General features: G+C 61.1%; 12 protein-coding genes. 6 read left to right on the top strand and 6 right to left on the bottom strand.

All coding sequences use genetic code 11. The features are described from left to right. The first annotated feature begins 1 nt into the window (after position 1). The 4 genes from ACR0FC_RS14245 (at position 2) to ACR0FC_RS14230 (ending at position 5760) form a co-directional block, all read left to right on the top strand. On the top strand, positions 2–1807 hold the full coding sequence (locus ACR0FC_RS14245) for an ABC transporter ATP-binding protein (RefSeq protein ID WP_170341883.1): 1806 nt from the start codon (positions 2–4) through the stop codon (positions 1805–1807). A 218-nt stretch (positions 1808–2025) separates the two neighbouring features. Next, entirely contained in the window at positions 2026–2919 is an 894-nt protein-coding gene (gene galU, locus ACR0FC_RS14240) for a UTP--glucose-1-phosphate uridylyltransferase GalU (RefSeq protein ID WP_093963131.1), read from the top strand. A gap of 72 nt (positions 2920–2991) precedes the next feature. Beyond that, positions 2992–4428 carry a mannose-1-phosphate guanylyltransferase/mannose-6-phosphate isomerase gene (locus ACR0FC_RS14235; protein WP_170341881.1) on the top strand — a complete coding sequence of 479 codons (1437 nt, stop codon included), beginning with the start codon at positions 2992–2994 and terminating at the stop codon, positions 4426–4428. A 255-nt stretch (positions 4429–4683) separates the two neighbouring features. Beyond that, entirely contained in the window at positions 4684–5760 is a 1077-nt protein-coding gene (locus ACR0FC_RS14230) for a DUF2793 domain-containing protein (protein WP_170341879.1), read from the top strand. 33 nt (positions 5761–5793) lie between these two features. Here ACR0FC_RS14230 and fcl read toward each other — a convergent pair whose 3' ends face one another. After that, complete coding sequence (gene fcl, locus ACR0FC_RS14225; protein ID WP_170341877.1) at positions 5794–6771, bottom strand: GDP-L-fucose synthase; 978 nt, start codon at positions 6769–6771, stop codon at positions 5794–5796. Between the two features lie 10 nt (positions 6772–6781). Further along, positions 6782–7906 carry a GDP-mannose 4,6-dehydratase gene (gene gmd / locus ACR0FC_RS14220; RefSeq protein WP_170341875.1) on the bottom strand — a complete coding sequence of 375 codons (1125 nt, stop codon included), beginning with the start codon at positions 7904–7906 and terminating at the stop codon, positions 6782–6784. Positions 7907–8067: 161 nt separating this feature from the next. Between gmd and ACR0FC_RS14215 the strand changes: the two genes are divergently transcribed. Further along, the gene (locus ACR0FC_RS14215; RefSeq protein ID WP_093963136.1) at positions 8068–9372 is read left to right on the top strand and encodes a UDP-glucose dehydrogenase family protein; all 1305 of its coding nucleotides are present in this window, start codon (positions 8068–8070) and stop codon (positions 9370–9372) included. A 47-nt stretch (positions 9373–9419) separates the two neighbouring features. On the opposite strand, the gene ACR0FC_RS14210 is transcribed toward ACR0FC_RS14215, so the two are convergent. After that, positions 9420–10298: a phytanoyl-CoA dioxygenase family protein gene (locus ACR0FC_RS14210; protein ID WP_170341873.1), complete on the bottom strand. Its 879-nt coding sequence runs from the start codon at positions 10296–10298 to the stop codon at positions 9420–9422. A gap of 106 nt (positions 10299–10404) precedes the next feature. On the opposite strand from ACR0FC_RS14210, the gene ACR0FC_RS14205 reads away from it, so the two are divergent. Next, positions 10405–11295 (top strand): LysR substrate-binding domain-containing protein, encoded by an 891-nt coding sequence (locus ACR0FC_RS14205; protein ID WP_170341871.1) that lies wholly within the window; start codon positions 10405–10407, stop codon positions 11293–11295. Here the strand turns inward: ACR0FC_RS14205 and ACR0FC_RS14200 are convergent. From ACR0FC_RS14200 to ACR0FC_RS14190, 3 genes are read right to left on the bottom strand one after another with little or no spacing between them, the layout of a single operon-like run. Next, positions 11268–12347 (bottom strand): helix-turn-helix domain-containing protein, encoded by a 1080-nt coding sequence (locus ACR0FC_RS14200; RefSeq protein ID WP_170341869.1) that lies wholly within the window; start codon positions 12345–12347, stop codon positions 11268–11270. The two genes, ACR0FC_RS14205 and ACR0FC_RS14200, sit on opposite strands and share 28 nt — an antisense overlap. Before the next feature lie 56 nt (positions 12348–12403). Beyond that, positions 12404–13135: a hypothetical protein gene (locus tag ACR0FC_RS14195; RefSeq protein ID WP_170341867.1), complete on the bottom strand. Its 732-nt coding sequence runs from the start codon at positions 13133–13135 to the stop codon at positions 12404–12406. Continuing rightward, a complete protein-coding gene (locus ACR0FC_RS14190; RefSeq protein ID WP_093963139.1) occupies positions 13132–13701 on the bottom strand; it encodes an RNA polymerase sigma factor in 570 nt (189 codons plus the stop codon). The genes ACR0FC_RS14195 and ACR0FC_RS14190 overlap by 4 nt, the downstream gene beginning before the upstream one ends. Between the last annotated feature and the right edge of the window lie 28 nt (positions 13702–13729).

The following is a 13729-nucleotide window of genomic DNA, read 5'->3' as shown; positions in this document are numbered from 1 at the left end:
CATGAGCCTGCTTTCCGTAAAGAACCTGAGCGTTCAGTTCGACACGCCCGACGGGGTGGTCGAGGCCGTCAAGAACATCAGCTTTGACATCGCGCCGGGCGAATGCCTGGGCATCGTCGGCGAAAGCGGGTCGGGCAAAAGCCAGACCTTCATGGCCGCGATGGGCCTGCTGCCGCCGGCGGGCCGGGCCACCGGGTCGGTGCTGCTGAACGGGCAGGAAATTCTGAACCTGCCCGTGAACAAGCTGAACCAGATCCGCGGAGATGACGTGGGCATGATTTTTCAGGACCCGCTGACCGCCCTGACCCCGCATTTGCGGGTCGGCCAGCAGATGCGTGAAGTCTTGCAGGTGCACGAAGGCCTGCAGGGTTCGGCCGCGCGGCAACGGTGCCTGGAATGGCTGGACCGCGTGCGCATCCCCGAGGCCGCGCGCCGTCTCGACCAGTTCCCGCACGAGCTGTCGGGCGGGATGCGCCAGCGGGTGATGATCGCCATGTCGATGCTGTGCAATCCCAAGCTGCTGATCGCCGACGAACCGACCACCGCGCTGGACGTGACCGTTCAGGCCGACATTCTGGACCTGATGGTACGTCTGCAAAAGGACGAAGGCACGGCCATCGCCCTGATCACGCATGACATGGGCGTCGTGGCCCGCATGTGTGACCGGGTGCAGGTCATGCGATTGGGTGAGTTCGTCGAGGCCGGTGACACGCGAGAGATCTTTCACGCGCCCAAGCACGACTATACCCGCACCCTAATCGAGGCCATGCCCCGCATCGACGCGGGGGACGCGCCCAAGGCGGTAGAGACCGACGAGGCGCCGCTGCTGAAGGTCGATGACGTCAAGGTGCATTTCCCGATCCACGTTCCGGGCGGCATCTTCGGCCGCAAGGTGCCGTTGAAGGCGGTGAACGGCGTCAGCTTTGACATCCGCAAGGGTGAAACCCTGGGCGTGGTCGGTGAATCGGGCTGCGGCAAGTCCACCCTCGCCCGTGCCGTGCTGCAGCTGATCGAGCCGAGCGCCGGAAATGTCAGCTGGCTGGGCCATCCGATCGTCGGGCTGAAACGGGCCGAGCTGAACAAGTACCGCAAGGATCTGCAGATCGTGTTCCAGGACCCGCTGGCCAGCCTGGACCCGCGGATGACGATCTCCGCCTCGATCGCAGAACCGCTGAAGACCTATCGCCCCGACCTGACCGAGCGCGAACGCAAGCAGATGGTCGCCGAGATGATGGAACGGGTCGGCCTGAACGCCAACATGATCAACCGCTACCCTCACGAGCTGTCGGGCGGGCAGAACCAGCGGGTGGGCATCGCACGGGCGATGATCAACAAGCCCAAGCTGATCATCTGCGACGAGGCGGTCTCGGCGCTGGACGTGTCGATCCAGGCGCAGATCGTGCAGCTGCTGAAGGAACTGCAGCAGGAGTTCGGCCTGTCGATGATCTTCATCAGCCACGACCTGTCGGTGGTGCGCGCGGTGTCGAACCGGATCATGGTTCTATATCTAGGTCGGATCGTCGAACTGGGCGATGGCGAGGTGATCTGCGCGAACCCGGTTCATCCTTATACGCAATCGCTGATCTCGGCGGTTCCGATCCCGGACCCGGATGTCGAGCGCAGCCGCCAGCGGCTGAAATTGCCGGGCGAGTTGCCCTCGCCGATGGATCCCAAGGCAGCGCTGCGGTTCCTGCCCAGCCGTCTGGCGGCGGGTCAGACCGACTATGTTCCCGCGCTCAGCGAGATTTCGCCCGGGCATTTCGTGGCTGAACACGATCCGCTGGAAGCGATCATGGCGAGCGCTTGATCCAGTCCCCGAAGCCGGGCAACCGGCTTCGGGGTGCTTGCCCGTTAGGGCAGAGATATTGGAAATGGGTATTTTGACTTTGCCATGACCAGATGGCACCCTTCGGTCGTTTTCGGCCTGTTTCTTCGGGCATCATTGATTGATCCGGTTTCGCAGCCTAAGAGGAAGCCCCGGATGCACCACGTCCGCCGGCTAAGTTTTTGAATTTGAGAGGTCACATGTCACGCAAGGTCACCAAGGCGATTTTCCCTGTCGCAGGATTGGGCACCCGGTTTCTTCCGGCAACGAAATCCGTTCCGAAGGAAATCATGACGCTGGTCGACCGGCCCCTCGTTCAATATGCCATCGACGAAGCACGCGCTGCGGGTATTACAGAGTTCATATTCGTCACATCACGCGGGAAATCGGCGCTCGAAGACTATTTCGACCACAATCTCGTGCTGGAGCAGGAACTGAAGGCCAAAGGCAAGGATGATTTGTTGGAGGTTCTCGAGAACACCAACATGGAAAGCGGTGCTATCGCCTATATCCGCCAACACAAGGCTTTGGGCTTGGGACACGCCGTATGGTGCGCCCGCCGCCTGATCGGCGATGAACCCTTCGCGGTCATGCTGCCGGACGACGTTATTGCAGCCGACAAACCCTGCCTGCAGCAGATGGTCGAGGCTTACGAGGAAACCGGCGGCAACATGGTCGCCGCGATGGAGGTCGCACCCGAAAAAACCAGCTCGTACGGGATACTGGACGCCGCCGACAGTTCCGGCAAGGTGATCCGCGCCCGCGGCATGGTCGAAAAGCCCAAGGCCGACGAGGCTCCGTCGAACATGGCGGTCATCGGTCGATACATTTTGGGGCCATCGGTGCTGTACAACCTCAATCAGATGAAGAAAGGCAGCGGCGGGGAGATCCAGCTGACCGATGCCATCGCCGAAGACATCGGCAACGGTGTCCCGGTTTTCGGATACCGCTTCGATGGTCAACGGTTCGACTGCGGATCCAAGGCGGGCTTCCTGCAGGCCACCGTGGCTTTTGCCTTGGCCCGGAATGACCTGCGCGACGATCTGAGCGCCTATCTGAATGATATTGTTGCCACAGGTCGGGCCGCCCAATAAGCGGCGGTCCTTCACCCACCCTGTGATGACTGCGATAAAACGTCAGAAAACCAGCCGAAAAGCCCATTCGTCATGACCACCATCTATCCCGTCATTCTGTGCGGCGGCTCCGGAACCCGCCTGTGGCCGCTGTCCCGAAAAAGCTATCCCAAGCAGTTCGTGCCTCTGGTCGGAAGCAGCAGCCTGTTGCAGAACTGTGCGGACAGGATGCGAGGGCCCAAGGACGCACCGTACGCCAAGCCCCTGATACTCACCAATGAATCGTTCCGCTTCATCGTCACCGAGCAGCTTACCGCCATTGGTGTCGACCCCGGTCCGATCCTCATTGAACCTGAGGGCCGCAACACGGCTCCGGCGGTTTTAGCGGCCGCGCTTTACCTGTCGAAGGTAGACCCGGATGCTTTAATGCTGGTGGCACCTTCCGATCACGTCGTTCCCGAAAAATCCGCGTTCCACGCGGCGGTTTCGCAAGGTGTGACCGCCATCGAGAGGGACCGCAATCTGGTGACGTTCGGGATCACTCCGGACCGGCCGGAAACCGGATATGGATATCTGAAGCTAAGCGCTGCGCCCGACGCGACAGGTGCTGCGGTCGCATTGGACCATTTCGTTGAAAAGCCCGATCTGGATCGAGCTAAAGCCATGATTTCCGATGGCAGTTACCTGTGGAATTCCGGCATTTTCCTGTTTGCGGTGCGCGACATCATCGCTGCGTTCCAGGACCATGCACCCAACCTGTTGCCGCCGGTACAGACTGCAGTCGAGGACGCGAAGGCCGATCTTGGCTTTCTGCGACTGGACGCATTGGCCTGGGAGAAAGTCGAAGACATTTCGATCGACTACGCGGTCATGGAACGGGCCAAAAACCTGAGTGTTGTTCCCTATGCCGCCGGCTGGTCGGATGTCGGCAGCTGGTCGGCCGTCCAGGAGCTGAGCAGCCCCGACGAAAACGGCGTTGCGACCACCGGTGAGGTGACGACGATCGACTGCAACAACGTGTTGATCCGGTCCGAGTCAGCCTCCCAAGAAGTCGTGGCCATGGGGCTCGAGAACATGATCGCTGTGGCCATGCCGGATGCCGTTCTGGTGGCCAGCATGGACAAGGCACAGGACGTCAAACAGGCCGTGGCTGCCCTGAAGGCCAAAGGGGCACCGCAAGCCGAAGCTCTGCCGGTCGACCATCGCCCCTGGGGCTGGTTCGAGAGCCTGGTCGTGGGCGAACGATTCCAGGTCAAACGGATCCACGTAAACCCCGGCGCAGCCCTGAGCCTGCAATCCCACCACCACAGGTCCGAGCATTGGATCGTCGTGGAAGGTACCGCCAAGGTCACGGTCGATGACGAGGTTCGTCTGGTCAGCGAAAACCAGTCTGTCTACATCCCCCTTGGCGCGGTTCACCGCATGGAAAACCCCGGCAAGGTGCCTATGGTCCTGATCGAGGTCCAGACCGGCGCCTACCTGGGAGAGGACGATATTATCCGATACGAGGATGTTTATGCGCGCAGCTGATCCTGGCTGAACACCGCGGCTCTGGCCGCTAATTGTTCACGCTTTGGGCGAACAGGACAGAATCAGCTGGCCAACCTCCATCGTAAAACCATACACAGCCGCCCCAAAAGGGCGGCTTTGTTTCCTTTTTGGAAATCCATAAGTAACCAAATCCTTTTTGTGCCGTTCGCACGTGAAAGCGGGGATTCATCCCATCCGCGGCAGGGTGGCGCGCAGCGAATTCCGTAAATCGATGGCCCAAGGAGGTTCCCGCCCGTGTCCCAAAACACCCCCCGTTTGAATCTGCCGTTTCTGCAACCCTCACAGGCGCAAAAACACGTCACCCACAACGAGGCGCTGCGGCAGCTGGACCTGATCGTGCAGCTGAGTGTTGTGGCTCTGGAAGAAACCATTCCGCCTGCGGCACCAGATCAAGGTGCCATCTACGGCTTGGGGGCCAGCCCGACAGGCGCCTGGGCGGGCAACGCTGGGCAGCTCGCAGCATGGTTGGACAATGCTTGGGTCTTTGTCACTCCGGCAAACGGATGGCGCGTTTGGGACCAAGCCAGCGCCGCGCTCAAGGTCTGGGAAAACGGGGGATGGATCGATCCTCCGGTCAATACAGCGAACCTTGCCGGGGTCGGGGTCGCTACCGGATACGATTCGACCAACCGCCTTTCGGTACGGGGCCCAGCCACATTGCTGAGCCATGACGGAAGCGACCATCAGTTGAAGATCAACAAGGCGAGCGCGACTGACACCGCCTCACTCCTGTTTCAGTCCAACTGGACCGGTCACGCCGAGATGGGCCTTGCGGGCAATACCGATTTTTCGATCAAGGTTTCACCTGACGGCGGCTCTTGGACCGAGGCAGTGCGCGTAGATGCCACATCGGGAATGATCAGTGGCGCGGCCATTCAAGCCAACCCTGAAGATGTAACACCCGGACGGCTGATGCGAGCCGACTACGGATATGGCCCGGGCAACCTCTTGGGTCAGGTGACGCAGTCTGGCGGGACCCCTACCGGCGCAGTGATCGAGCGCGGCGCAAATGCGAACGGCGAATTCGTTCGTTTCGCGGACGGAACTCAGATCTGCACTCTCGCGGCGAGCGCGGTGACTTGTACCGCCGGCATGGGGCCACTGTTTGCAAGCCCTCAGAATACTTGGGCTTTCCCCGCGCCTTTTGCTGCGGGCAGCACTCCGACCCTGAGCGGCAGCGGTAATGCACTGGGACGGTTCATCAGCTTCGATTTGCCGACCGAAACGCAGGTAGCGTGGCAAGTTCTGGCGGCGGTGTCCGATCCGGCAGCGATAAGCCCGACAGTCGCAGCCATCGGCCGCTGGTTCTGATCACCGAACGCACCCGGTCTTTGGGCCGGGTGCCTATTTGGCCCGCAGGTCGCCGGCCGATTGATCAAGGAACCAAGCATAGGTCTCGCGGATACCATCTTCGAGACCTATGCGTGCTTTCCAGCCCATCTCGGCCAACCGAGAAACGTCCATCAGCTTGCGCATCGTACCATCAGGCTTGGTGGTGTCCTGCGTGATCTGGCCGGAATACCCGGTAATTCTGGCGATCAGTGCGGCCAGTTCGGCAATCGAAACGTCCTGCCCGCAGCCCACGTTTATGTGGCTCAGCATGGGTTGCGTATTGGCCTGATACACGTCCTGCGGCAAATCCATTACGAACAGCGATGCCTCGGCCATGTCATCGACATGCAGGAATTCACGCCGCGGCTTCCCAGTTCCCCAGATCACCACTTCGCCCAACCCGTCGCGTTTGGCTTCGTGGAAGCGGCGGATCAGTGCTGGCAGAACATGGCTGTTCTCAGGGTGGAAATTGTCGCCCGGCCCATACAGGTTGGTCGGCATGACCGACCGGTAGTCGACCCCGTGCTGGCGGTTGTAGCTTTCGCACAGCTTGATTCCGGCGATCTTGGCGACCGCATAGGGTTCGTTCGTCGGCTCCAAAACACCCGTCAGCAACGCGTCTTCGCGCATCGGCTGCGCTGCTTCACGCGGGTAGATGCAGGAACTGCCCAGCTGCAAAAGACGCCGTACGCCGGCCGCAAAAGCCTGATGGATCACGTTGCACTCGATCATCAGATTTTCGTAAATGAAATCTGCAGGATACGTGTTGTTGGCGTGAATCCCCCCCACCTTGGCAGCGGCCAGGATCACGACGTCTGGTCGCTCGGCCTGCATGAAGGCGCGGACGGCCGCCTGATCGGTCAGATCCAATTCGGAATGGGTTCGGGTCACCAGTTCAAGCGCCTCACCATCAGCCTGGCGCGCCTTGAGCTGACGCAGGATTGCTCCACCCACCATGCCACGATGTCCGGCGATGTAGATCTTGCGCATTTCTGCCTCCTCAGCCGTTTTCCAGGCTGACCGGCAATTCGAACCCATGCTCTTTCAACAAGGCGTGGCGCTTGGCGGTTTTGAGGTCTTCCCGCACCATCTCTGCGCACATTTCCTGCACGGTCAGCTCCGGCTCCCATCCCAATTTGGCCTTGGCGTTCGACGGGTCACCCAGCAGAGTGTCCACCTCGGCGGGTCGGAAATACTGCGGGTCGATCCGCATGATCACGTCGCCGGGTTTCAGCGCTGGGGCGTTGTCGCCTTCAATCGCCGTCACCGTTGCGACCTCGTCGACACCGCTGCCCGAAAACTCCAAGGTGAGCCCAAGCTCGGCCGCCGACCATTCGATGAACTGGCGCACGGAATACTGCTTGCCGGTGGCAATAACGAAATCCTCGGGCTTGTCCTGCTGCAGCATCATCCACTGCATCCGCACGTAATCCTTGGCATGGCCCCAATCGCGCAGGCTGTCGATATTTCCCATGTAAAGACACTTCTCCAAGCCCTGGGCGATGTTGGCCAGACCACGCGTGATCTTACGGGTGACAAAGGTTTCGCCGCGGCGCGGGCTTTCGTGATTGAACAGGATTCCGTTGCAGGCATACATCCCGTACGCCTCACGGTAATTGACCGTGATCCAATACGAATACAGCTTGGCCACCGCGTAGGGCGAGCGGGGATAGAAAGGGGTCGTTTCGCGCTGCGGAGTTTCCTGGACCAGCCCATAAAGTTCCGAAGTTGACGCCTGATAGAACCGGGTCTTGTTCTCAAGTCCCAGGAACCGGATCGCCTCAAGCAGACGCAGGGTGCCGATGGCATCGACATCCGCGGTGTATTCCGGAGACTCGAAACTGACGGCCACGTGAGATTGGGCGCCCAGGTTGTAGACTTCGTCGGGCTGAACCTCTTGGATGATGCGGGTCAGGTTCGAGGTATCGCTCAAATCGCCGTAGTGCAGCCGCAGCTTCGGATCAGGCTCGTGGGGGTCCTGATAGATGTGGTCGATCCGCTGGGTATTGAACGAGGATGCCCGACGCTTGATCCCGTGAACCTCATAGCCCTTTGCCAACAGAAATTCGGCCAGGTAAGACCCGTCCTGTCCGGTAATTCCGGTGATCAGCGCTTTTTTGGTCATCAGTTTGTTCCACCAGTTTCATGGACGCCCATTTGTCGCCCCAAAAACAGCAAGATGTCATGGAATGCAACCCGAGGCCACTGTCAGGCATTGAAACCGGCGGAAGTTTCTCCGAATGTGTGGCCGCCCGAGGTGGCATTGGTAACAAGGGAATTTGAATAATGCGTATTGCGATGATCGGCACCGGATATGTGGGTCTGGTGTCGGGTGTGTGCTTCTCGGATTTCGGCCATGACGTCATTTGCGTCGACAAGGCCGAAGCTAAGATCCAGATGCTGCAGGCCGGAAAGGTTCCGATCTACGAACCGGGGCTGGATGTTCTGATGGCCAAGAACGTGGCCGCCGGCCGGCTGAGCTTTACCACCGATCTGGCGAATGCGGTGAAGGGCGCGGATGCCGTCTTTATCGCCGTCGGGACACCAACCCGCCGCGGCGACGGCCATGCGGATCTGACCTATGTGATGGCAGCGGCCGAGGAAATCGCCCATGCGATGGATGGCTACACCGTGGTGGTGACCAAATCTACGGTTCCGGTCGGGACCAACCGTAAGGTTCAGGAAGTTGTCGCAGCAGCCAACCCCAAGGCAGACTTTGATGTCGCCTCGAACCCGGAATTCCTGCGCGAAGGCGCTGCGATCGACGATTTCATGCGTCCGGACCGCGTCGTTGTAGGGGTCGAGAACGACCGCGCCGCCGAGGTGATGGCCGAAATCTACCGCCCACTTTACCTGCGTGATTTTCCGATCCTGACGACGGATCTGGAAAGCGCCGAAATGATCAAATACGCGGCAAACGCCTTTCTCGCCACTAAGATCACATTCATCAACGAAATCGCAGGCCTGTGCGAGCGGGTCGGTGGCGACGTCAAGGAAGTGGCGCGCGGCATCGGCCTGGATGGGCGTATTGGAAACAAGTTCCTGCATGCCGGCCCCGGCTACGGCGGATCATGCTTTCCCAAGGACACCGCGGCGCTTGCGCGGATCGGACAGGAACATGCCTTCCCCATGCAAATCACCGAAACCGTCATGCGCGTGAATGACGAGGTCAAAAAACGCATGATCGCAAAGATCCGCGAAGCCTGCGACGACAGTTTCAACGGCAAGACTGTGGCGGTTCTCGGGGTGACGTTCAAACCCAACACCGACGACATGCGCGATGCTCCATCACTGACCATCGTGCCCGCCCTGATCGGTGGCGGCGCCAAAGTTCGCGTGGTCGACCCACAGGGCCGGTCCGAGGGTGAGGCTCTGCTGCCGGGTGTAGAGTGGGTCGAAGACCCGTATGCCGCAGCCAAGGACGCCGACGCTGTGGTGCTGTTGACCGAATGGAACGAGTTCCGCGCGCTGAACCTGATGCAGATGGCCGCTGAGATGAAATCTCCACGCATGGTCGACCTGCGCAACATCTATTCACGCGACAAGGTCAAGAAATCCGGTTTCGAAACCTACGTCGGGGTTGGACGCTAAGCGTCCAATCCCCTGGCCTCTCCTGGCTTTTGGGTTTCGAACCCGGATCAATCATAGAGCGGAACGGTGGCCTTGGCCCCAGCTGCCAGCGCCTTGCCCAGATCGCGCCGCACCTGTTCGTACAGGGCAAGCGACTCGTCAGAAAACAGGGTGACGGGCGGATCGACATGGATGAAGTTTCCCTGCCGATCCTCTCCGCGCGCGACCATCGCGTAGTCGCGGTCCGCCACCAACTGCTTCGCATTCGGGCTGATATAGCGGATGGCCATCCCGATACGTCGATCGTCCGACCGGTTCGGACCCGAGCCATGAATGGTCAGCCCGTGGTGAAGTGACATCTGTCCGGGCGCCAGTTCGATATGGGTTTTGTCTTCCTCGGCCACTTCGACCGCAATCTCTTGCCCGCGCGACAACAGGTTGGTTTCGGAATAGGTGTCATTGTGCGGAAGTATTGGGTTCTTGTGGCTGCCCCGGACAAAATCCATGCAGCCGCTTTCCACGGTTGCCGGCGACAGGGCCAGCCAGGCCGTAACCTGATCCGGGGTCTCGCCCATCCCCCAATAGGTCAGGTCCTGATGCATGCCAACCGTCTGGACGGTGCGCGGCTCTTTGATGAAAAACTCGGCCGACCAGATCATGATGTCCGGACCCAAGACGCCTTCGACGGCATCCAGTATACGCGGATCCATAGCCAGTCGCGCCGCCAGCGGCATGACGAGGTGTGAATCCACGCGCTTGTAGGTATTCAGCGGCAATGGCAGATCGGCGGCCATCCAGTCGCGTTCAATCTGTTCGAGTTCCGAGCGCACCTGCGCGGCCTCGTCAGCAGACAGAATATCCAGCGGAAACAGGAAGCCGTCTTCCCAGTATTGCGCTGCTTGCGATGGGGTCAGTTTGTGCCGGGCCAGGTCTTGGATGTCGGGCATGGGTGCACCTTTTCGGATCGGTTCACGCACAGCCTAGCCGAACCGGTCTTGCGACGAGAACGCAAAGCCTTGCCTGTCAGGATAAGTTCAGCTTAGCCTGGTTGCCATGTCGACCCGCATCCCCTCTCTCAACTGGCTGCGCGTTTTCGAGGCCGCGGCCCGAACCGAGAGCTTTGCCCGTGCTGCCGCCCAGTTGAACATGTCGGCCGCCGCTGTAAGCCAGCAGGTCAAGGCGCTGGAAACTCGTCTGGGGACACCGCTGTTTCATCGACATGCCCATGCCGTCACTTTGACCGAGGCCGGGCGGGCCTATCTGCCGGTCGTGCAGCAATCGCTGGTGATGCTGGAATCGGCCACTACTGGCCTGTTCGGCCAGACCCGGGACCAACGGCTGTATGTCCAATCCGTGTTGTTGTTCGCGCAAGGGGTGCTTGCGGCCGGTCTGACCCAGTTCCAAGAATCCCATCCTCAGATCAACCTGTCCCTGACGACCGGGAACCGGATCACCGACTTCGCCAATCGTTTTACCGACCTGCAGATCGTGTTCGGCAACCCGACGCTGTTCGGGGCCGAGGGTGACATGCTGTTGACCGAGACCCTTTTTCCCGTGGCGCCACCGGACATTGCCGAACAGATCCGCACTCCACTGGATCTGGCCCGGTTTCCGCTGATCGAGGTTTCGACCCACAGGGCCAGCTGGCCGCATGTGTTCGAAGCCCTCAGGCTGCCGGCCGGGCAGGCCCAGTATTTCTTCGCGGACAACTCGGTGATGGCGGCCGAGCTATCCGCGCAAGGGGTCGGGATCGCCCTGGCCCGCGCGCCCGCGTCTGACCGGATCATGCGGATGTCGGGCCTGGTGCCGTGTCTGCCCGAGGTGGCCGTGCCGGGCCGGGATGCCTACCACCTGATCTACCCATCACGGGCCACATTGCGGCCGCCCGCGCGTGCGTTCCGCGAGTGGTTGCTGGACTATAGCGCGGCAGCCCAGACCCGATAACGGCCCTGCCCGGTCACTTCGCGGATCAACCCACGTTCGGTGAACTTGTCGAGATTGCGTTGCACGGCTGCACGCGAGGCTTGCGTCAACTCCTCGGCCAATGGCGCGGAAACCATGGGCCATGCGGTCAGCACATCGATCAGGACCGGCGGCGTCCGCCCGCTGAGATCCGTGGTGGCCTCGCGCGCCCGGGCCTCCCACGCGCTGACGCGATCCAGGTGCAGCAGCGCGGCCAAGGCCGCCTGCCCTGCCCCCCGAACCCAAGCGTTGAGTTTTTCCTCTGGCGTGCCGATGCCGCGCAGCGCCCCGGGGCCCGACAGTGCCAGCGGCATGAACAGTGCCCCGCCCCGACCCATCGTGGCCGCGTGCCGCGCAGCGATCACCGCTGCTTCGGTATCCTGTCCATTTCCTTGCGACAGCGCGCGCCAAGCGTGAAAGGCAATGGCCGACTGCGTGACAGGGTGCAGGGCTTGTGCGCTGTCCATCACTTCGGCCAAGTCCGCGACCGCTTCTGGAACTTCGTCTATCCCCTGAGCCATCCGGTCCAGAAAGGCGGCCAGTCCCGATTGCCAGCCGCCGTCCGACGGCCCTGCGCCCGAAGTCAGTCGCCGAACCGCCCAACCCGCCCGAAACAATGCTTGCACATCGTCCCCGGTGGCTCCGATGCGCAATCCGGTCCACAGGGCAAGCCGATCAACACTGATCCGGTCACCGGTCCACCACCCCAGGTCGGATACGTCCATCAGGGCCAGCCGGTGGGTCCACCCCTTTGGACCACTGCGCAGCCGCTCGTCCAGCGCCCCGAAGGTCAAGGCCAGATCCGCCAATCCCTGCGCCACTTCAGCTTGGGCGGCGCGCCAGTCCCGTGGGTCGAACAAAGCGCCCCGATCGGCACGCGGACCCGGCGGCAACATGTCCTCGGGCGCCACTACATCTTCGGGCGGAAGAAACCAAAGGTCTTCGTCGTCCGGCGGATCGACGTCATAGATACTGCGCGGCCCGTCCAGGACATCGTCCTCGTCCGGGTCCGGGTTCGTGGCCTTGGTCGTCATGCCATGCATTGTTCGGCCAATCGCACCGGTTCACAAGAGGTTTCGCACAAGGCGGCTCAGCCGGCGAATGTCTGAGCCAGATAATCCAGCTGCACGGTCAAATCGTTGTCCGGCCGGTTCCCCAACAGCATGTATCCGTATCCGTCCCTCGCCCACCGGGCCGTTGCAAGCCCGCTCAGGACTTCCTGTTTCAACGCTGCATTCGGCGCGCCATCGCCCTGACGGATCACACACAGCGCAAAGGGATTGCCATCAGCGTCGGCAAAAACGATCTGAACCAATGGTTTGCCCTTGAAGGACAAAACCTGCGCGGCCTTCAGTTCCAGCCCCGGCAAACCTTCAAGCGAATCCCGGTTCAACGGGCGGCCCAGTTTCTCTTCGGCCAATGAGATCTGGGCGTCGACGACCGCCGGCGGGTATTCGAGCGTTGCAATCGAATCCGGCGTGTAAAGCGATTGATACAAGGCCGCCTGTTCTGCCCATCCCATCGGTTGTGGGCGGGTCAGCCAAAATGTCAGAGATACGGCCAACACGGCCGCGGCAGCCGCGACGCCCAACAGGCGCCAGGGCCCCGCCGAAGCCGGAATCCTAGGCGGCAGTTCAACTTGTGGCGCGGCGGCGGGAATGTCACGGAACACCTCGCCAACCACCGGCGCAATCGGATCCAGATCCATCAGGCGCTGTTCCAGTTCCGGATCATCCTCAACAGCGGCCTCGATGGCATCGCTCTCCTCAGACCCCAATGAGCCTTGCAGATAGGCCTTTAGCGTATCGTCGGAAAAGGTCATGAGTCCCTCCGTCGGTCGGACGCACCGGCATCCTGCGGCATCGCAGCTTGCAGTTTCTTACGGGCATTGGAAAGCCGGCTCATGATCGTACCAATCGGAACCTCCAGCAACGCGGCGGCCTCGCGATAGCTGTAGCCCTCGACAAAGACCAGCATGACCGTTTCGCGTTGTGCCTCGGGCAGTTGCATCACCTGTGTAAACACTTCCCGCGCAAAAATATTCATTTCGGCGTCGGTACCCGGCGCGATCAATTCGGCGTCCGGCGTTGTGGCCAACCCCTGGGACTTGCGCACGGTCCGCGCCCGCAGCTCGTTCAACCAGATCGACCGGCAGATCGTCATCAACCACGAATCCAACCGATCAGTATGCGTAACCTGATGGCTTCGCTCCAACGCGCGCAGGCAAGTTGCCTGGGTCAGGTCGTCGGCAACATCCTGCGCCCCCGACAGAGCGAGCGCAAACCGCCAGACGCGCCTGGAATACGCCCCAATCGCCTGACGCACGGCCTGTTCCGAACTGTTGAGGTCATCACTGGGCACTTGGTCGATCCATGTTAAGGCACGCATCCCACGACGCCAGAACTGGCACAGACAG

The sequence above is a fragment of the Ruegeria sp. BB9 genome, assembly GCF_056539345.1.
The sequence above is the reverse complement of the archived record's forward strand: the minus strand, read 5'-3'. Positions and strand labels throughout refer to the sequence as shown.

What these genes read in the sequence shown, in the direction of transcription:
- ACR0FC_RS14245 (WP_170341883.1), top strand. Translation starts at nt 2, where the DNA reads ATGAGCCTGCTTTCCGTAAAGAACCTGAGCGTTCAGTTCGACACGCCC.
- galU (WP_093963131.1), top strand. Translation starts at nt 2,026, where the DNA reads ATGTCACGCAAGGTCACCAAGGCGATTTTCCCTGTCGCAGGATTGGGC.
- ACR0FC_RS14235 (WP_170341881.1), top strand. Translation starts at nt 2,992, where the DNA reads ATGACCACCATCTATCCCGTCATTCTGTGCGGCGGCTCCGGAACCCGC.
- fcl (WP_170341877.1), bottom strand. Translation starts at nt 6,771, where the DNA reads ATGCGCAAGATCTACATCGCCGGACATCGTGGCATGGTGGGTGGAGCA.
- gmd (WP_170341875.1), bottom strand. Translation starts at nt 7,906, where the DNA reads ATGACCAAAAAAGCGCTGATCACCGGAATTACCGGACAGGACGGGTCT.
- ACR0FC_RS14215 (WP_093963136.1), top strand. Translation starts at nt 8,068, where the DNA reads ATGCGTATTGCGATGATCGGCACCGGATATGTGGGTCTGGTGTCGGGT.
- ACR0FC_RS14210 (WP_170341873.1), bottom strand. Translation starts at nt 10,298, where the DNA reads ATGCCCGACATCCAAGACCTGGCCCGGCACAAACTGACCCCATCGCAA.
- ACR0FC_RS14205 (WP_170341871.1), top strand. Translation starts at nt 10,405, where the DNA reads ATGTCGACCCGCATCCCCTCTCTCAACTGGCTGCGCGTTTTCGAGGCC.
- ACR0FC_RS14200 (WP_170341869.1), bottom strand. Translation starts at nt 12,347, where the DNA reads ATGACGACCAAGGCCACGAACCCGGACCCGGACGAGGACGATGTCCTG.
- ACR0FC_RS14195 (WP_170341867.1), bottom strand. Translation starts at nt 13,135, where the DNA reads ATGACCTTTTCCGACGATACGCTAAAGGCCTATCTGCAAGGCTCATTG.
- ACR0FC_RS14190 (WP_093963139.1), bottom strand. Translation starts at nt 13,701, where the DNA reads ATGCGTGCCTTAACATGGATCGACCAAGTGCCCAGTGATGACCTCAAC.